The sequence below is a fragment of the Variovorax sp. GW821-FHT09D07 genome, from assembly GCF_059416345.1.
The window spans coordinates 621,440-638,977 of record NZ_JBWKOY010000002.1; the positions used below are offsets into that span (position 1 = coordinate 621,440).

The 17,538-nt window shown below is 67.0% G+C and carries 14 protein-coding genes; 6 read left to right on the forward strand and 8 right to left on the reverse strand.

Going from position 1 to position 17,538, the window contains the following annotated elements:
• Positions 1 to 6: 6 nt before the first annotated feature.
• Both dxs and AC07OX_RS09215 read left to right on the forward strand, forming a co-directional pair.
• Positions 7 to 1,851 carry a 1-deoxy-D-xylulose-5-phosphate synthase gene (gene dxs / locus AC07OX_RS09210; protein WP_159277877.1) on the forward strand — a complete coding sequence of 615 codons (1,845 nt, stop codon included), beginning with the start codon at positions 7 to 9 and terminating at the stop codon, positions 1,849 to 1,851.
• A 130-nt stretch (positions 1,852 to 1,981) separates the two neighbouring features.
• On the forward strand, positions 1,982 to 3,061 hold the full coding sequence (locus tag AC07OX_RS09215) for a TRAP transporter substrate-binding protein (RefSeq protein ID WP_062468808.1): 1,080 nt from the start codon (positions 1,982 to 1,984) through the stop codon (positions 3,059 to 3,061).
• A 74-nt stretch (positions 3,062 to 3,135) separates the two neighbouring features.
• Here AC07OX_RS09215 and AC07OX_RS09220 read toward each other — a convergent pair whose 3' ends face one another.
• The 3 genes from AC07OX_RS09220 to AC07OX_RS09230 form a co-directional block, all read right to left on the reverse strand.
• Positions 3,136 to 3,651, reverse strand: a complete 516-nt coding sequence (locus tag AC07OX_RS09220; RefSeq protein ID WP_495260550.1) for a hypothetical protein — start codon at positions 3,649 to 3,651, stop codon at positions 3,136 to 3,138.
• A complete protein-coding gene (locus tag AC07OX_RS09225) occupies positions 3,648 to 5,186 on the reverse strand; it encodes a TRAP transporter large permease (protein WP_070061822.1) in 1,539 nt (512 codons plus the stop codon). Before AC07OX_RS09225 ends, AC07OX_RS09220 begins: the two co-directional genes overlap by 4 nt.
• 64 nt (positions 5,187 to 5,250) lie before the next feature.
• The gene (locus AC07OX_RS09230) at positions 5,251 to 5,790 is read right to left on the reverse strand and encodes a TRAP transporter small permease subunit (RefSeq protein WP_495260549.1); all 540 of its coding nucleotides are present in this window, start codon (positions 5,788 to 5,790) and stop codon (positions 5,251 to 5,253) included.
• 167 nt (positions 5,791 to 5,957) lie between these two features.
• Here AC07OX_RS09230 and AC07OX_RS09235 point away from each other — a divergent pair, with 167 nt between their 5' ends.
• Positions 5,958 to 7,250: an SUMF1/EgtB/PvdO family nonheme iron enzyme gene (locus AC07OX_RS09235; RefSeq protein ID WP_070061824.1), complete on the forward strand. Its 1,293-nt coding sequence runs from the start codon at positions 5,958 to 5,960 to the stop codon at positions 7,248 to 7,250.
• 6 nt (positions 7,251 to 7,256) lie between these two features.
• On the opposite strand, the gene AC07OX_RS09240 is transcribed toward AC07OX_RS09235, so the two are convergent.
• The 5 genes from AC07OX_RS09240 to AC07OX_RS09260 form a co-directional block, all read right to left on the reverse strand.
• Positions 7,257 to 8,699, reverse strand: coding sequence for an MFS transporter (locus tag AC07OX_RS09240; protein WP_495260548.1), 1,443 nt, complete (start codon positions 8,697 to 8,699; stop codon positions 7,257 to 7,259).
• Between the two features lie 77 nt (positions 8,700 to 8,776).
• Positions 8,777 to 9,907, reverse strand: coding sequence for a 2-aminoethylphosphonate--pyruvate transaminase (locus AC07OX_RS09245; protein ID WP_495260547.1), 1,131 nt, complete (start codon positions 9,905 to 9,907; stop codon positions 8,777 to 8,779).
• Between the two features lie 51 nt (positions 9,908 to 9,958).
• Positions 9,959 to 11,683 (reverse strand): putative 2-aminoethylphosphonate ABC transporter permease subunit, encoded by a 1,725-nt coding sequence (locus tag AC07OX_RS09250; protein ID WP_495260546.1) that lies wholly within the window; start codon positions 11,681 to 11,683, stop codon positions 9,959 to 9,961.
• The gene (locus AC07OX_RS09255; RefSeq protein ID WP_070061828.1) at positions 11,680 to 12,822 is read right to left on the reverse strand and encodes a putative 2-aminoethylphosphonate ABC transporter ATP-binding protein; all 1,143 of its coding nucleotides are present in this window, start codon (positions 12,820 to 12,822) and stop codon (positions 11,680 to 11,682) included. The genes AC07OX_RS09250 and AC07OX_RS09255 overlap by 4 nt, the downstream gene beginning before the upstream one ends.
• A gap of 77 nt (positions 12,823 to 12,899) precedes the next feature.
• Positions 12,900 to 13,937 carry a putative 2-aminoethylphosphonate ABC transporter substrate-binding protein gene (locus AC07OX_RS09260; protein ID WP_495260545.1) on the reverse strand — a complete coding sequence of 346 codons (1,038 nt, stop codon included), beginning with the start codon at positions 13,935 to 13,937 and terminating at the stop codon, positions 12,900 to 12,902.
• A 160-nt stretch (positions 13,938 to 14,097) separates the two neighbouring features.
• On the opposite strand from AC07OX_RS09260, the gene AC07OX_RS09265 reads away from it, so the two are divergent.
• Genes AC07OX_RS09265 through phnY form a run of 3 tightly spaced genes read left to right on the forward strand, consistent with a single transcriptional unit; the run spans position 14,098 to position 17,538 of the window.
• Positions 14,098 to 14,844, forward strand: coding sequence for a phosphonate utilization associated transcriptional regulator (locus AC07OX_RS09265; protein WP_495260544.1), 747 nt, complete (start codon positions 14,098 to 14,100; stop codon positions 14,842 to 14,844).
• Between the two features lies 1 nt (position 14,845).
• Complete coding sequence (phnA, locus tag AC07OX_RS09270; RefSeq protein WP_307694431.1) at positions 14,846 to 16,072, forward strand: phosphonoacetate hydrolase; 1,227 nt, start codon at positions 14,846 to 14,848, stop codon at positions 16,070 to 16,072.
• A 17-nt stretch (positions 16,073 to 16,089) separates the two neighbouring features.
• Positions 16,090 to 17,538, forward strand: coding sequence for a phosphonoacetaldehyde dehydrogenase (phnY, locus tag AC07OX_RS09275; RefSeq protein ID WP_495260543.1), 1,449 nt, complete (start codon positions 16,090 to 16,092; stop codon positions 17,536 to 17,538).

Sequence of the window (17,538 nt, forward strand, 5' to 3'; positions counted from 1 at the left end):
ACCTCCATGGCTCCGCTGCTTCCCACTCTCCACGACCCTTCGCCGATCCGCCAGTACGACCGGGCCCAGCTCAAGCAGCTGTCCGACGAGGTGCGCGCCTGCGTGCTCGACAACGTCTCGCGCACCGGCGGCCATCTGAGCTCCAACCTCGGCACGGTCGAGCTGACGGTGGCGCTGCACCATGTGTTCAACACGCCGCACGACCGGCTGGTGTGGGACGTGGGTCACCAGACCTACCCGCACAAGATCCTCACGGGCCGGCGCGAGCGCATGCCCACGCTGCGCCAGCTCGGCGGCATCTCGGGCTTTCCGCAACGCACCGAGAGCGAGTACGACACCTTCGGCACCGCCCACTCGTCGACCAGCATCTCGGCCGCGCTCGGCATGGCCATGGCGGCCAAGCAGAAGGGCGAGAAGCGCCATGCCGTGGCCATCATCGGCGACGGCGCGCTCACGGCCGGCATGGCCTTCGAGGCGCTCAACAACGCGGGCGTGTGCGACTGCAAGCTGCTGGTCATCCTGAACGACAACGACATGTCGATCAGCCCGCCGGTGGGCGCGCTCAACCGCTACCTCGCGCAGCTCATGAGCGGCAATTTCTACGCCGCCGCCAAGAGCGTCGGCAAGAGCGTGCTGCGCAACGCACCGCCGCTGTTCGAGCTGGCCAAGCGCCTGGAGCAGCATGCCAAGGGCATGGTCGTGCCGGCCACGCTGTTCGAGCAGTTCGGCTTCAACTACGTCGGCCCCATCGACGGCCACGACATCGACTCGCTGGTGCCCACGCTCGAGAACCTCAAGCATCTGGACGGCCCGCAGTTCCTGCACGTGGTCACGAAAAAAGGGCAGGGCTACAAGCTGGCCGAAGCCGACCCGGTGGCCTACCACGGCCCGGGCAAGTTCGATCCGCAGGTGGGCCTGGTCAAGTCGACCACGGCCGCCAAGCAGACCTTCACGCAGGTGTTCGGTCAGTGGCTGTGCGACACGGCCGCGCACGACGGCCGCCTCGTGGGCATCACGCCCGCGATGCGCGAAGGCTCGGGGCTCGTGGAGTTCGAAAAGCGCTTTCCCGACCGCTACTACGACGTCGGCATTGCCGAGCAGCACGCCGTCACCTTCGCGGCCGGCCTGGCTTGCGAGGGCCTGAAGCCCGTGGTGGCGATCTACTCGACCTTCCTGCAGCGCGCCTACGACCAGCTGATCCACGACGTGGCGATCCAGAACCTGCCCGTGGTGTTCGCGCTCGACCGCGCGGGCCTCGTGGGCGCCGACGGCGCGACGCACGCGGGCGCGTACGACATCCCGTTCCTGCGCTGCATTCCCAACATGAGCATCGCCTGCCCGGCCGACGAGCGTGAGTGCCGCCAGCTGCTGACGAGCGCTTACGAACAGAACCACCCGGTGGCCGTGCGCTACCCGCGCGGCGCGGGCGCTGGCACCACGCCGCACCTCACGCTCGACGCGCTGCCCTTCGGCAAGGGTGAGGTCCGCCGCGAAGGCCAGCGCATCGCCATCCTTGCCTTCGGCACTCTGCTGTACCCGGCGCTCACCGCGGCCGAGTCGCTCGATGCCACCGTGGTCAACATGCGCTGGGCCAAGCCGCTCGACGTCGAGTTGCTGCTGCAGGTCGCGGGCACGCACGACGCGCTCGTCACGCTCGAAGAGGGCGCCATCATGGGCGGCGCGGGCAGTGCGGTGGTCGAGGCCCTGCAGGCCGCGGGCGTGCAGAAGCCGGTGCTGCAACTGGGCCTGCCCGACCGCTTCATCGAGCACGGCGATCCGGCCAAGCTGCTCGCATCGATCGGCCTCGATGCCGACGGCATCGCCGCCGCGATCAAGAAACGCTTCGTTTGACAAGAGGTCGCAGGGTAAACCCCCGCCGGCCACCTGTAAGCGCGTTTTTACAATCAAAAGGACTCACAAAAGTCCCTGACGCGGTCACAAGCCGCGTTTTGTTTTTTCCAAAGCACTCGGAGTGAATTCAATGGATCGTCGTTCCCTCATCAAAAACGCCGGCATCGCGGGCGTTCTGGCTGCCGGCATCGCGCCCGCGGTTCACGCGCAAGCCACCGTTCGCTGGCGTCTCGCATCGAGCTTTCCCAAGTCGCTGGACACCATCTTCGGCACCGCCGAGGTGTTCTCGAAGAGCGTGAGCGACATGACGGGCGGCAAGTTCCAGATCTCCGTGCACGCGGGCGGCGAGCTGATGCCCGCCTTCGGCGTGGTCGACGGCATCCAGAGCGGCGCGGTCGAAATGGCGCACACGGCGCCTTACTACTTCTACGGCAAGGACCCGACCTTCTGCCTGGGTTGCGCCGTGCCTTTCGGCATGAACACCCGCCAGCAGAACGCCTGGATGTACGAAGGCAACGGCCTGAAGCTGATGCGCGCCTTCTACGCCAAGTACAACATCATCAACCTGCCGGGCGGCAACACGGGCGCGCAGATGGGCGGCTGGTTCCGCAAGGAAATCAAGTCGGTCGCCGACCTGAAGGGCCTGAAGTTCCGCACCAACCCGTTCGCCGGCAAGGTGCTCGAGCCCTTCGGCGTGATCCCGCAATCGATCCCCGGCGCTGACCTGTACCCCGCGCTCGAAAAGGGCACGCTCGACGGCCTGGAGTGGGTCGGCCCGTACGACGACCAGAAGCTGGGCTTCAACAAGATCGCCCCGTTCTACTACTACCCCGGCTGGTGGGAAGGCGGCCCCGAGCTCGACTTCTACATCAACACCAAGGCATGGGAAAGCCTGTCGGCCGATTTCAAGGCCGTGGTCGAAGCGGCCGCCGCGCACGCCAACATCACGATGACGGCCAAGTACGACGCCAAGAACCCGATCGCGCTCAAGCAGCTCGTGGGCTCGGGCACCAAGCTGCGCCCGTTCTCGCAGGACGTGATGAACGCTGCCTTCAAGTCGGCCCAGCAGATCTACTCGGACCTGAACAACAGCAACCCCGAGTGGAAGAAGATCTACAGCGACTGGTCCAAGTTCCTGGCCGACCAGAACGCCTGGTTCCGCTACACCGAAGGCACCTTCGACCGCTTCATGCAACAGCAGAAGCTGTAAGGCACGCGGCGCCGCAACCCGGCGCTTCGCACCTCACAAGAAAAAAAGCCCCGCCGGTTTCGGCGGGGCTTTTTTCATTTGGACGCGGGGTCGGGAGAGGGCGGTGGCGCGGACGGCAGCGTGCGCATCGCCACCTGCTCGCCGAACGCGATCAGCACCTGCGGATCGTAGGCATGGAACCAGGTGATGCCGCCGAAGCGCCGGCGCACCAGCAGGCGCGGCGCGATCACGCGCTCGAGCATGCGGATGTGCACCAGCTTGAGCTGCGCCACGTCCTGCGCGCTCACGCGCTTGTTCCACAGCCAGGTCTGCGTCAGCACGTCGCCTTCGAGGCGGGTGCGGCTGTAGACGATCCAGTAGCCGACCCAGATCACGCACAGGCCCGCCACGCCGAAGACGAACAGGCTGGTGGCCGACCAGCTGGTGGTGCGCAGCGACGGCAGGCTCCACAGCGCGAAGGCGAAGAGATCGACCACCAGCACCACTGCCAGCGTGCGCAGCAGCGGCGGGAAGGCGGCGCTTTCGAGCGGGCCGCCTTCTGTCGTCGCGGGGTGGTCGTTCGGGGCGTCGCCGGGGCGGGCGTCGCTCACGGTTTGGAGGCTTCGCCCGCCGCCGGGGCCGCCGGCGCCGGCGTTTCCTCGGGCGTCTTCTGGTTGCCGAACGGGTCTTCCATGTTCACGCCGTTGTCGGTGGCGGGCGGCGCGTTCGGGTCGACCGGCATGTCGAGGTTGACCTTCTCGATGTCGACGACCTTTTCCTTCTCGAGGAACACGGTCACCGTCTGCGGGAAGAAGATCACGATGGCCACCAGCAGCAGCTGCATCACGACCCAGGGCACGGCGCCCAGATAGATGTCGCGCGACTCCACCTTCTTGGGCAACGCCCCGTTCTTGAACAGGGTGTCGGCGATGCCCCGTAAATAGAACAGCGCGAAGCCGAACGGCGGGTGCATGAACGAGGTCTGCATGTTCACGCACAGCAGCACGCCGAACCACACCATGTCGATGCCCAGCTTGTGGGCCACGGGGCCCAGCAGCGGCAGGATGATGAAGGCGATCTCGAAGAAGTCGAGGAAGAACGCCAGGAAGAACACGAAGATGTTGACCGCGATCAGGAAGCCGATCTGGCCGCCCGGCAGGCCCGAGAGCATGTGCTCGATCCACTTGGCACCGTCCACGCCCTGGAACACCAGCGAGAACACGCGCGAGCCGATCAGGATGAACACCACCATCGCCGTGAGGCGCATGGTGCCTTCCATCGCGTCCTTCATCAGCGCCCAGTTCAGGCGCCGGTGAATGAGCGCCAGCACCAGCGCGCCCACCGCGCCCATGGCGCCGGCCTCGGTCGGCGTGGCGATGGCCTTGTCCATGAAGGGCAGGCCGCCCATCGAGCCGAGCACCGCGAAGATCAGGATGGCCGAGGGGATGATGCCGCGCAGGCACTTGCCCCACAGCGCCCAGCCGTGCAGCGTGCGCGCCGTGGCGGGCAGGCCGGGCACGTAGTGCGGGCGGATGCGCGAGACCAGGAAGGTGTAGATCGCGAAGATCACCACCTGCAGGATCGACGGGCCCCAGGCGCCCTTGTACATCTGGCCGACGTCGGTGCCGAGCTGGTCGGCCATGACGATCAGCACCAGCGAGGGCGGCACCAGCTGCGTGATGGTTCCCGAGGCGGCGAGCACGCCGGTCGAGTAGCGCATGTTGTAGCCGTAGCGCATCATGACCGGCAGCGAGATCATCGCCATCGCGATCACCTGGCCGGCCACCGTGCCGGTGATGGCGCCGAGGATGAAGCCCACGATGATCACCGAGTAGCCCAGGCCGCCGCGGATCGGGCCGAAGAGCTGGCCCATCGAGTCGAGCATGTCCTCGGCGAGCCCGCACTTCTCTAACACCGCTCCCATGAGCGTGAAGAACGGAATGGCCAGCAGCGTCTCGTTCGACAGGATGCCGAACACATTGAGCGGCAGGTTGGCCATGAAGCCGGCCGGGAACCAGCCCATCTCGATGGCGAAGAAGCCGCAGATCAGGCCGAGGGCCGAGAGCGAAAACGCGACCGGAAACCCGATCAGCATGATCACCACGAGCCCCGCGAACATGATCGGGGCGAAATTTTCCATGTGCATGATGTCTACTTGTCCTGCGGTGCGGGCGGTGTCGGGGCGGTCTGGCGAAGCGCGACGAACGCCATCACTGCACCGGCTTCTCGTAGTGCGTGTTCATCTCGATCAGTCCGCGCAGGTAGGCGATGCGCTTGATGATCTCGGCGACACCTTGCAGGAACATCGTGCAGAAACCCACGGGCATCAGCAGCGCGGCGGGCCAGCGGATCAGCCCGCCGATGTTGCCCGACATCTCGCCCGACACCCAGGTGTTCCAGAAGAACGGCCAGGTGAGGTAGGTCAGCAGGCCCATCACCGGCAGCAGGAAGAAGGTCAGGCCGAACAGGTCGACATACACCGGCCCGTGGCCCTTGAGCTTGCCGTAGATGATGTCCACGCGCACGTGCTCGTTGAAGCGCAGCACGACCGGCGCACCGAGCATCACGGTGGCGGCGAACAGATACCACTGGATCTCGAGGAAGGCGTTGTTGCTGAAGTCGAAGCCGTACCGGACGAAGGCATTGGCGGCCGAGATGAGCGATGCGGCCAAGACCGCATAGCCGGCAAATTTGCCGAATTTTTCGCTGACCCAGTCCATGACGGCCGCGAATTTGAGGAATACAGACAAGGGGTGTCTCCCGCGAAGCCCAAGGTGAAGCGCCGGCCCCTGGTGGGGGCTGCGCGCAAAGCCCGCAATGGTATCTCGGTGAACCTTAGTATTGCCTTGACACAAACTCGGGTTTACCCGGAATCCGCGTCGCCAGAGGGCCTGTCGGGCGGTCGCCATAATGGCCCATGTCTTCGAGCCCGCCGCCTTCGACGCCCTTCGGTGCGGCGAGCCCGCCCCTGTCGATCGACTCCCCCGACATGCGCCGCGCCGGCCGCGACCTGCTCTCGCTGGCCCTCATCGACGCGCGCAACCACACGCTGCACCTGCTGTCCCTGTTCGAGCAGGCGCTGGGCGAAGCCATGCGCGTGCCGCCGCAGCCGGGCGTGGTGCCGCCGGTCTGGCTGGCGGGCCACATCGGCTGGTTCGCCGAATGGTGGATCGGGCGCAACACCCAGCGCGCCTTCGGCATCGACTGCCCCGTGCGCCCCACGCGGCTGGCCGCCATCGACCCCGACGCCGACGACTGGTGGAACCCGGCCCAGGGCGCGGCCGATCGCTGCTGGTCGCCCGACCTGCCCGGCCTGGGCCAGACCAAGGCCTACCTGCTCGAAACCCTCGAAAGCACGCTCGAGCTGCTCGAGAACGCCGCCGAGACCGATGCCGGCCTGTACTTCTATCGGCTGGCGCTGTTCCATGAAGACCTGCGCGGCGAACAGCTCGTGGTGCTGGCGCAGACGCTGGGCCTGCCGCTGAACATCGAGCAGCCGCCCACCGCCGTCACGCGCGAGCCGCTGCTGCTGCCGGCCACGCGCTGGGAGCTCGGCCTGCCCGAGCACAGCGGCTTCCTGTTCGCGCAAGAGGGCGCGGCGCACCGCGTCGACGTGCCCGAGTTCGAGATCGACGCCCAGCCCGTCACCTGGGACCAGTACATCGAGTTCGTCGACGACGGCGGCTACGACCGCGAGGAACTGTGGCACAGCGACGGCTGGCGCTGGCTCGCCGCGCAGACCGAAGGCCGGCGCGGACCGCGCCATGTGGAGCAGATCGGCGTGTCGCGCAACGGCACGGGCGGCTCGGTGCTGCAGCAGCGCTTCGGCGTCACCGTGCGCGCGGCCGGGCACCACAGCGCCGTGCACCTGAGCTGGTGGGAGGCCGACGCCTGGGCGCGCTGGGCCGGCCGGCGCATCGCGACCGAGGTCGAATGGGAAATCGCCGCCCACACGGCCGCGCGGCGCGGCTTTCGCTGGGCCGATGTGCACGAGTGGACGGCAGGCACGCTGCAACCCTGGCCGGGCTTCCGGGCCGATCCCTGGAGCGCCGGTGGCGAGTTCGATCCGGTGGCCGCCTTCGGCCGCGCGCGCGTGCTGCGCGGCGCCTCGTTCGCGACGCGTGCGCGCCTGCGCTCGCCGCGCCGTCGTGGCTTTGCGCTTCCAGATTCCGACGACGGCTTCTTCGGCTTCCGCACCTGCGCGCTGTAGCCGCCTTCAGGGCCGTTCGCCGCCCGCTTCCGACGACAGCGGCGGCGCCACTTCCTCCAGCGGCTTGCGCTCCGCATCGGCTGCGTAGCGCAACGCCAGCAGTCCCGCGACGATGACCAGCACGGCGCCGATCAGGTAGCCCACCATCACCGCGCCGCGGCTGCCGGTCTCGATCAGCATCCCGAACAGCACCGGCGCCGCGAAGCCGCCCGCGCCCATGCCGATGGCGTAGAAGATCGCGATGGCCATGGCGCGCATCTCCAGCGGGAACACCTCGCTCACCGTCAGGTAGGCCGAGCTGGCCGCCGCCGAGGCCAGGAAGAACACCGCCGACCAGCACAGCGCCTGGCTGCGCGCGTCGAGCCAGCCCTGCATGAAGGCCCAGCCCGTGAGCGCCAGGCCCACGCCGGCCAGCACATAGGTCAGCGCAATCATCTTGCGCCGGCCCACGCTGTCGAACAGCGGGCCCAGCAGCAGCGGCCCGAGCACATTGCCCAGCGCGAACGGAAAGATGTACAGCGCCACGCGGCCTTCGGCCACGCCGTAGAAGCGCGTGAGCACCAGCGCGTAGGTGAAGAAGATCGCGTTGTAGAAAAAGGCCTGCGACACCATGAGCGCCGTCGCCACCACGCTGCGCGCCGGGTAGCGCCGCAGCAGCACGCGCGCCACCTCGCGCATCGACGGGCTGTTGGGGCGCGCGGCGGTGTACATCACGTGGCCGTGCGCGGCGGGCAGTGGCCCGTGCTGCGCCGCCACCTCGGCCTCGATGCCCGCGACGATGCGCTCGGCTTCATCCGCGCGCCCGTGCGCGATGAGCCAGCGCGGGCTCTCGGGCACGTGCCGACGCACCAGCAGGATGGCCACCGCCAGCACCGCGCCCAGCGCGAAGCCCGCGCGCCAGCCCCACACGGGGCCGATCACGCGCGCATCGAGCAGCACCAGGCTCAGCGCCGCGCCGAGCGCCGCACCGATCCAGAAGCTGCCGTTGATCGCCAGGTTGACGCGCCCGCGCACGCGCGCTGGAATGAGTTCGTCGATGGCCGAGTTGATGGCCGCGTACTCGCCGCCGATGCCCAGCCCGGTGACGAAGCGGCACAGCGCAAAGAAGGCGAAGTTGGGGGAGAAGGCCGTGGCCAGCGTGCCGAGCGTGTAGACCACGAGCGTGAGCAGGAAGAGCTTCTTGCGCCCGAGCCGGTCGGTGAGCCGGCCGAACACCAGCGCGCCGATCACCGCGCCCGCGATGTAGATCGAGCCCGACCAGCCGATTTCTGCGGCCGTGAGCCCGAGCGTGTCGGGCCGCTCCAGTACCGCGCCGATGGAGCCCACCAGCGTGACCTCGAGGCCGTCGAGGATCCAGGCCACGCCCAGCGCGATCACCACGCGCCAATGCCAGCGCGACCACGGCAGGCGGTCCAGGCGGGCAGGGATGTCGCTGCGCAGAACCGTCATGCGGGGCATTATGCGAAGCGCATCACCCCCGCGTTGTAGGACCGGCGCTGCAATGCGCCGGTCTGCTCAGAGCTTCTTCAGGCCGCGACGGCCGCCGTCACCTGCCGGATGCCCATGGCTTTCAGCGTGTCGGCAATGGCCGCCACCGCGCCCGGGATGCCCGCGTCGCCGAAGTGCCCCATGCAACCCACGCGGAAGGTCTCGACCTGCGTCAGCTTGCCGGGGTAGAGGATGTAGCCGCGCTTCTTCACTTCCTGGTAGAAGGTCTTGAAGTTGTAGTTGGCATCGTCGGGCGCATGGAAGGTGACGATGATCGGCGCCTGGATGGCCGGGTCGAGAAAGGGCCGGAAGCCCAGCGTGGCGAGGCCGTCGACCAGCGCCTTGCAGTTGCGCGTGTAGCGCCCGCCGCGCGCAGGAAGGCCGCCTTCTTCGATGTACTGCGCGATGGCGGTGTCGAGCGCGGCCACCACGTGCGTGGGCGGCGTGAAGCGCCATTGCGTGGTCTTCTCCATGTAGACCCACTGGTCGTACAGGTCCATGCTCAGCGAGTGGCAGTTGCCTTCGCACTTTTCGAGCGTGCTGCGCTTGATGACCACGAAACCCATGCCCGGCACGCCTTCGAGGCACTTGCCCGAGGCGGCGACCAAGGCGTCGAAGGGCGTCTTGCGCGCGTCGATCTCCAGGGCGCCGAAGGAGCTCATCGCATCGATGATCAGGCCGCGCCCGTGCTTGGCGACCACCAGCGCGATCTCGTGCAGCGGGTTGAGCACGCCGGCGCCGGTTTCGCAGTGCACCACGGCGACGTGCGTGATGCTCGGGTCGGCCGCGAGCGCGCGGTCGACGTCGGCGGGCGAGACCTGTTTCTCTTCGGTGTAGTCGATGGTGGTGAGCTTGCGGCCGAGCACCTTGCAGATCTTGGCCAGGCGCTGGCAGTAGGCGCCGTTGCTCGGCACCAGCACATGGCCGTTGCGCGGCACGATCGTGCCGATGGCCGCTTCGACCGAGAAGGTGCCGCTGCCTTGCAACGGAACGCATTCGTGCGTGCCCGTGCCGTGCACGATGTTCAGCACCTCCTTGCGGATGCGCGCCGTGATCTGGTTGAAGTCGGCGTCCCATGAACCCCAGTCGCGCAGCATCGCTTGGCGGGTGCGGTCCGAGGTGGTCAGGGGGCCGGGCGTGAGCAGGATGGGGTGGGCGGCTTGACTCATGGTGTCTCCAGGCAGGGAAAGGAAATGAGGGGCGAGAGGTGGGGTGTTCGTTCAGCCACGGCCGAGGTTGCGCCAGGCCTGCGTGCGTGCGAGCAGCACGCGGGTGAGCAGTGCGTAGGCGATGCACACCAGCGTCGAGGTGACGACGATCAGGCTGGCCAGCGCGGCGGCCGGGCCGATGTCGCCGGCGTCGTCCAGGTGCATGATCGCGACCGACGCGAGGATGGTCTCCGGCGTGTACAGGAAGATGGCGCACGAGAGGCTGGCCATCGACACCACGAAGAAGTAGCGCCCGATGTCCAGGATGGCCGGCAGGCACACCGGCACCGTCACGCGCAGGAAGGTCTTGAAGAACGGCACCTTGAGCGAGGCCGACACGGCCTCGAACTCGTTGTCGATCTGCTTGAGCGCCGTCACCGCCGTGAGGTGGCTCGAGGTGTAGTAGTGCACCACCATCGAGATGACCAGGATCGCCATCGTCTGGTACAAAAAGTTCAGCGGGTTGGACGGATGGTTGAAGAACATCACGTAGCCCAGGCCCAGCACCAGGCCCGGCACCGCCATCGACAGCACCGCCATCAGGTGCATGCCCTTGCGCATGAGGCCCAGATTGCGTGTCTTCTCGATCAGGTAGGCGCCCACGAACACGATGAGCGAGCCGGCCACCGCGGTGACCATGGCCACGAGCAGGCTGTTGCCGTAGGCGGCGGCCATGTCGCTCTCCACCAGCACGAAGTGGTAGTGCTTGAGCGTGAACGACAGGTCATACGGCCACAGCGAGATCGCCGAGGTGTAGATCGCCATGCCGATGGTGGCCAGCAGCAGGCTGCAGACCACGGTGCAGAACAGCGTGAGCAGCGCATCGGCCAGCTTGCGGGGCTTGGGCGTGTAGGGCACCGAGCGCGCCGTGAGCTGCGCCTTCAGCTTGCGCCGCACCACGTAGTCGATCACGAAGGAGATGATCGACGGAACGAGCAGCAGCATGCCCACCACCGCGCCGATGGAGAAATTGTGCTGGCCCACCACCTGCTTGAACACGTCGACCGACAGCACGTTGAAGTTGCCGCCGATCACCTTGGGCGCGCCGAAGTCGCTCACCACGTAGGTGAAGACCACGGTGGCCGCGCTGATCAGGCCGTACTTGCACGAGGGCAGGGTGATCGTCATGAACTGGCGCAAGGGCCGCGTGCGCAGCGCGGTGGCCGCCTCGTACAGCCGGCCGTCGGCCAGCGACAGCGCGGTGACCAGGATCATCAGCGCGTGCGGAAAGGTGTTGTAGACCTCGGCCAGGATGATCCCGGGCGCGCCGTAGATCGAGGCGCCGCCCAGCAGGAACTTGAGCGCGCCCTGGTTGCCGAACCACTGCACGAACGAGATGGCCGACAGCAGCGAGGGCGCGAGCAGCGGAATCAGCGCGATGAGGCGGAACACGGCCTTCAGCGGCGCCGGCATGCGGCTGCGCGTGAGCGCGTAGGCGAACACGAAGGCCGTGGGCACCGAGATCATCACCACCGCGGCCGACACCCACACCGAGTTCCAGGCCGCGCGCAGCAGGCTCGGCGTCTGGAAGTAGGTGATGAAGTGGGCCAGGCCGACGAAGCGGCCGTTCTTGTCCTGCACCGCGTGGGCCAGGATGGTCAGCAGCGGCGCGATGAGGAACACGAACAGCATCGCCATCACCACGAACAGGATGGCGCGCGCGATGGTCTCGTCGCGGCTCCAGCGCAGGGCGGGGCGTGCGGCGAGCACAGGGCGGGGGTGTGCCAGCGTGTTCATGGCTTGGCGGTGCGCGCGGCAAAGGCGCGGATGCGGTTGGCGCGCAGGGCGATGTCGATCGTGTTGCCCTCGCGGATGTCCAGGTCGTGCAGCTGGTTCAGCGAGAAGTGCAGGCCCAGCGTCTGGCCGTGCAGCGCGTCGGCCGTCACTTCGGCAATGCACAGGCCGCCCAGGAACTCGACCTTCGTGACCTTGGCCTGCAGGCGGTTGGGCGTGTCCTCGCGCAGGTGTTCCACCGCGCGGTCTTCGGGCCGCAGGTACAGGTTGACCGCGTCGCCGGGCTCGAAGGCACCGTCGCAGGCGTCGCACTGCAGTTCCATGTCGCCGACCTGGAAGCGCTGGTTGCCCAGCGCCATCGCGCGCAGCACGTTGACCTTGCCCACGAAGTCGGCCACGAAGGGCGTGGCCGGCTGCTCGTAGATTTCCATCGGCGTGCCGACCTGCTCGATCACGCCGTGGTTCATCACCACGATGCGGTCGGCCATCGAGAGCGCTTCTTCCTGGTCGTGCGTGACCATGATGGTCGTGATGCCGACCTGCTTCTGCAGCCGGCGGATCTCGCCGCGCAGGCGGATGCGCTCCAGCGCGTCGAGCGCCGACAGCGGCTCGTCCAGCAGCAGCAGGCCGGGCCGCGTGGCCAGCGCGCGGGCCAGGGCCACGCGCTGTTGCTGGCCACCGGAGAGCTGGCTCGGGTACTTGGCGCCCGAGGTCGGCAGGCCGACCAGCTTCAGCAGCTCGTCGACGCGTGCCTTGATCTCGCCCCGCTTCGCACGGCTGTTGACGAGGCCGTAGCCCACGTTCTCGGCGATCGACAGGTTGGGAAAGAGCGCATACGACTGAAACACGATGCCGTAGTCGCGCTTGTCCGGCGAGAGCCACGAGACGTCCTTGCCGTTCTGCAGGATCTGCCCGGCGGTCTGCGTCTCCAGGCCCGCGATGATGCGCAGCAGCGTGGTCTTGCCGCAGCCCGAGGGGCCGAGAAAGCACAGCATCTCGCCGGGGTTCACGCGCAGGTGCACGTCGCGCAGCGCGCTGAAAGTCTCGAAGTCCTTGCGAACGCCGACGATCTCGAGGGCGGCGGGCGGGGCCGAGGTGGGAGTCAACTGGCTGGCGATGAAGCGGGTGTCGGTCATGTCCATTTTTCGCACTCGTCGTTGGAGGGCGTCACCAGCTGCGGCGGCACCCTTGAATTGAAAACCGGGGGATGCCGTCGGGCTTATTTGGGCTCAGCCTTGCCTTCGTAGCGCTTGCTCCACTCGGCCAGGATGCGTTCGCGGTTCTTGGCGGCCCAGTTCAGGTCGTTCTTGGCCAGCAGCTTCTCGTAGTTGTCCGGAATGCCTTCCAGCTTGGAGACCACGCCCGGGTAGGCCACCACGGCCCACCAGCGCGCGCTGATCTGGTTGGCCTCCTTGCTCGCCATCCAGTCGGCAAAGCGCTTGCCCTGCGCCAGCTTCGTGCTGGTCTTCATGAGGCTGGTGGCCTCGATGTCCCAGCCCAGGCCTTCCTTCGGGAAGATCAGGTCGACCGGCGCGCCCGACTTCTTCACCTGGTGCGCGCGAAACTCGAACGAGATGCCGATGGGGAACTCGCCCGCGCCCGCCTGCTTGCAGGGCTTGGAGCCCGAGTGCACGTACTGCGCGATGTTCTGGTGCAGCGCGTCCATGTACTTCCAGCCTTCGGCGTCGCCCATGTTCTGCAGCCAGTACGACACGTCGAGGTAGCCGGTGCCGCTGGAGGCGGGGTGCGGCATCGAGATCGTGCCCTTGTAGACGGGCTTGGTCAGGTCCTTCCAGCTCTCGGGCTTGGGCAGGCCGAGCTTCTTGGCCTCGACCGTGTTGAAGCAGATGGTCGCGGCCCACACGTCCATGCCGACCCAGGCGGGCGGGCGCGTGGCGTCGGAGTACGCGGGGTTCAGCTCCTTGAAGCCCTTGGGCTCATAAGGAAGCAGCATGCCTTCCTGCTGCAGCAGCGCCAGGCTGCTGGCGGCCAGGCCGGCCACCACGTCGGCCTGCGGGTTGGCTTTTTCGGCCAGCAGCTTGGCGGTGACGATGCCGGTGGAGTCGCGCACCCACTTCACCTCGATGTCGGGGTTGGCCTTCTCGAACGCGTCCTTGTAGAGCTTCATGGCGTCGGTCTCGAGCGCCGTGTAGACCAGGAGCGGCGTCTTTTGCGCCCACGCACTGCCGGACACGAGGCCGAGGGCCGCAACACACAGGGCGGCCGTGAGACGGCGCGTGCTTTGTTTCATCGTCATCTGTTTCTCCTGAAAGGCTGGCTGTCACTGAAGAAGGGTGAGGGCTGGCGCCGGCGCGAGGGTGGGCAACGCCATCCGGTGTTTGCAATGTAGGTTGCTGATTGATGACTGTCAATAAAAAATTGTTGACAGTTGACGATCCTTCGGGAAAATACGCCCCATGGTCACCAGCAATCACTCCGCCGCCCTCGCGTTCCTCCAATCCAGCTCGCTGCCGATGCTGATGCAGGAAGAAATCGAGCGTTTGATCATGACGGGCGAGCTCCCCGTGGGCAGCCGCATCAACGAGAGCGAGCTCTCGCAGCGCTTCAACACCAGCCGCGGCCCGATCCGCGAGGCGTTGCGTGCCCTGGAAGAAGCGGGCCTCGTGCGCAACGAGAAGAACCGCGGCGTCTTCGTGCGCGAGATCGCGTTCGAGGAAGCCGACGAGATCTACGAACTGCGCGAGGCGCTGGAAGAAATCATCGGCCGGCGCGTGGCGCTGGCGATCCAGCCCGACGCCGTGGAGCGCCTGCGCGCCATGGTCGACGCCATGCGCTCGGCGGCCCAGGCGCAGGACGTGGAGCAGTACGCGCAACTCAACCTGCAGTTCCACGAGATCCTGCTCGACACCGCCGGCAGCAAGAAGCTCACCGAGACCTACAAGCGGCTCGTCAAGGAGCTGCACCTTTTCAGAATGCGCGCGCTCGACAGCGGCGGCGGCCTGCGGGTCTCGGCCGACGAGCACAGCCACATCGTCGACGCCATCGCCAGCGGCAACCCCGACACGGCAGGGCGCGCGCTGCGCGAACACGTGGCCGGCAGCCGCGCGCGCATGCACAAGGCCTTCGGCCGCATCGACGGCGATGCGGCCACCTTCAGCAACACCACCGCTACCCCGAACCACCCACCCCAAAAGGAAGTCTGAAATGACACCGGAGACACTTGAAGTCAATGCCAGGAGCTATCGCTGGATGGCGCGTCCGATCGTGGTCGTGTGCGTGGACGGCTGCGAGCCGGCGTACCTCGACGCGGCCATTGCGGCCGGCGTGGCGCCCTACATCGCCCGCATGCGCAAGGACGGTGCCGACCTGCTCGCCGATTGCGTCGTGCCCTCGTTCACCAACCCCAACAACCTGTCGATCGTGACCGGCGCACCGCCCGCGGTGCACGGCATCTGCGGCAACTACTTCTTCGACCGCGAGCTGGGCCAGGAAGTGATGATGAACGACCCCAAGTACCTGCGTGCCGGCACCGTGCTCGCGGCCTTTGCCGACGCGGGCGCCAAGCTGGCCGTGGTCACTGCCAAGGACAAGCTGCGCAAGCTGCTGGGCCACAAGATGAAGGGCATCTGCTTCTCGTCCGAGAAGTCGGACCAGGTGACGATGGAAGAGAACGGCATCGACAACGTGCTCGATATGGTCGGCATGCCGGTGCCTTCGGTCTACAGCGCCGAACTCTCGGAGTTCGTGTTCGCCGCCGGCGTGAAGCTGATGGAGTCGCAGCGCCCCGACCTGATGTACCTGTCGACCACCGACTACGTGCAGCACAAGGCCGCGCCGGGAAGCCCCGCCGCGAATGCCTTCTACCAAATGATGGATGGCTACCTCGCGCAGCTCGACGCGCTGGGCGCGACCATCGTGCTCACGGCCGACCACGGCATGAACGACAAGCATGGCGCGGACGGCTCGCCGAACGTGATCTACCTGCAGGACGTGCTCGACGGCTGGTACGGCGCTGAAAAGGCCCGCGTGATCCTGCCGATCACCGACCCCTACGTGGTGCACCACGGTGCGCTCGGTTCCTTCGCCACCGTGTACGCACCGGACGAAGCCAGCGTGCCGGGCTGGATCGAACGCATCAAGGGCATCCCGGGCATGGAGCTCGTGCTCTCGCGCGCCGAAGCTGCCAAGCGCTTCGAGCTGCCGCCCGACCGCATCGGCGACATCGTGGTGGTGAGCGAGCAGAGCACCGTCATCGGCACGGCCGCCAGCCGCCACGACCTGTCGGCCCTCGAAGTGCCGCTGCGCTCGCACGGGGGTGTGTCGGAGCAGAAGGTGCCGCTGATCTGCAACCGCCCGGTCGAAGGCATCGCCCCCGGCCGCCGGCTGCGCAACTTCGATGCGCTCGACCTCGCCCTGAACCACGCACGCTGACACCGCACGGAGCACTCATGAGCCAAGCCATCCTGAAGCCAGGCACCGTCCACCGCGAAGCCCTGCGCATCGCGGGCGAGAAAGTCCACCGCGACCGCACCATCGAGGTCACCTACCCGTATACCGGCGAGGTGATCGCCACCGTGCCCAAGGCCACGCTGGACGACGTGCGCCATGCCCTGCGCATCGCCCGCGACTACAAGCCCACGCTCACGCGCTACGAGCGCTACAAGATCCTCATGCGCGCCGGCGAGATCATCGCTTCGCGCCTGGACGAGATGTCGCGCACCATCACGCTCGAGTCGGGCCTGTCGCGCAAGGACTCGCTGTACGAAGTGGGCCGCGCCTCCGACGTGCTGCTGTTCGCCGCCAACCAGGCGCTGGTGGACGACGGCCAGGTCTTTTCCTGCGACCTCACGCACCACGGCAAGAGCCGCAAGGTCTACACGATGCGCGAGCCGCTCCTGGGCGCCATCACCGCCATCACGCCGTTCAACCATCCGCTGAACCAGGTGATCCACAAGGTGGCGCCGGCCATTGCGACCAACAACCGCATCGTGCTCAAGCCCAGCGAGAAGACGCCGCTCACGGCCTTCCTGCTGGCCGACATCCTGTACGAGGCAGGGCTGCCGCCGCAGATGCTGTCGGTGCTCACGGGCGATCCGAAGGAGATCGCCGACGAACTGCTGACCAATGCCGATGTCGACCTCGTCACCTTCACGGGCGGCGTGCCCATCGGCAAGTACATCGCGGGCAAGGCCACCTACAAGCGTCAGATTTTGGAGCTGGGCGGCAATGATCCGATCATCGTGATGCAAGACGCGGACATCGAGGAGGCGGCGACGCTGGCTGCCAATGGTTCTTACAAGAACTCGGGGCAGCGCTGCACGGCGGTGAAACGCATGCTGGTGCACGAGGCCGTGGCCGATCGCTTCGTCGAGCTGCTGGTGCAGAAGACCAAGGCCTTGAAGTACGGCGACCCGATGGACCCCGACACCGACATGGGCACCGTGATCGACGAAGCAGCTGCGAAGCAGTTCGAGGCTGTCGTCAACGAAGCCATCGCAGCAGGCGCCAAGCTCCTGTACGGTAACGAGCGCCGCGGCGCGCTCTATTCGCCGACGGTGCTCGACCACGTCGACCCCGAGATGACCGTCGCCAAGCACGAGACCTTCGGCCCCGTGTCGCCCGTGATCCGCTTCAAGAACATCGACGAGGCGATCCGCATCTCCAACGGCACGGCCTACGGCCTGTCGTCCTCGATCTGCACGAACCGGCTGGACTACATCACGCGCTTCATCCGCGAGCTGAACGTGGGCAGCGTGAATGTGCGCGAAGTGCCGGGCTACCGGCTGGAGCTCACGCCCTTCGGCGGCATCAAGGACTCGGGCCTGGGCTACAAGGAAGGCGTGCTCGAAGCGATGAAGAGCTTCACCAACACCAAGACCTACTCGCTGCCCTGGTAA

Coding starts and splice junctions, on each gene's coding strand:
- AC07OX_RS09235 (WP_070061824.1), top strand. CDS start 5,958: ATGTCTTCGAGCCCGCCGCCTTCGACGCCCTTCGGTGCGGCGAGCCCG.
- dxs (WP_159277877.1), top strand. CDS start 7: ATGGCTCCGCTGCTTCCCACTCTCCACGACCCTTCGCCGATCCGCCAG.
- AC07OX_RS09250 (WP_495260546.1), bottom strand. CDS start 11,683: ATGAACACGCTGGCACACCCCCGCCCTGTGCTCGCCGCACGCCCCGCC.
- AC07OX_RS09255 (WP_070061828.1), bottom strand. CDS start 12,822: ATGGACATGACCGACACCCGCTTCATCGCCAGCCAGTTGACTCCCACC.
- phnY (WP_495260543.1), top strand. CDS start 16,090: ATGAGCCAAGCCATCCTGAAGCCAGGCACCGTCCACCGCGAAGCCCTG.
- AC07OX_RS09260 (WP_495260545.1), bottom strand. CDS start 13,937: ATGACGATGAAACAAAGCACGCGCCGTCTCACGGCCGCCCTGTGTGTT.
- AC07OX_RS09245 (WP_495260547.1), bottom strand. CDS start 9,907: ATGAGTCAAGCCGCCCACCCCATCCTGCTCACGCCCGGCCCCCTGACC.
- AC07OX_RS09265 (WP_495260544.1), top strand. CDS start 14,098: ATGGTCACCAGCAATCACTCCGCCGCCCTCGCGTTCCTCCAATCCAGC.
- AC07OX_RS09225 (WP_070061822.1), bottom strand. CDS start 5,186: ATGCACATGGAAAATTTCGCCCCGATCATGTTCGCGGGGCTCGTGGTG.
- AC07OX_RS09240 (WP_495260548.1), bottom strand. CDS start 8,699: ATGACGGTTCTGCGCAGCGACATCCCTGCCCGCCTGGACCGCCTGCCG.
- AC07OX_RS09215 (WP_062468808.1), top strand. CDS start 1,982: ATGGATCGTCGTTCCCTCATCAAAAACGCCGGCATCGCGGGCGTTCTG.
- phnA (WP_307694431.1), top strand. CDS start 14,846: ATGACACCGGAGACACTTGAAGTCAATGCCAGGAGCTATCGCTGGATG.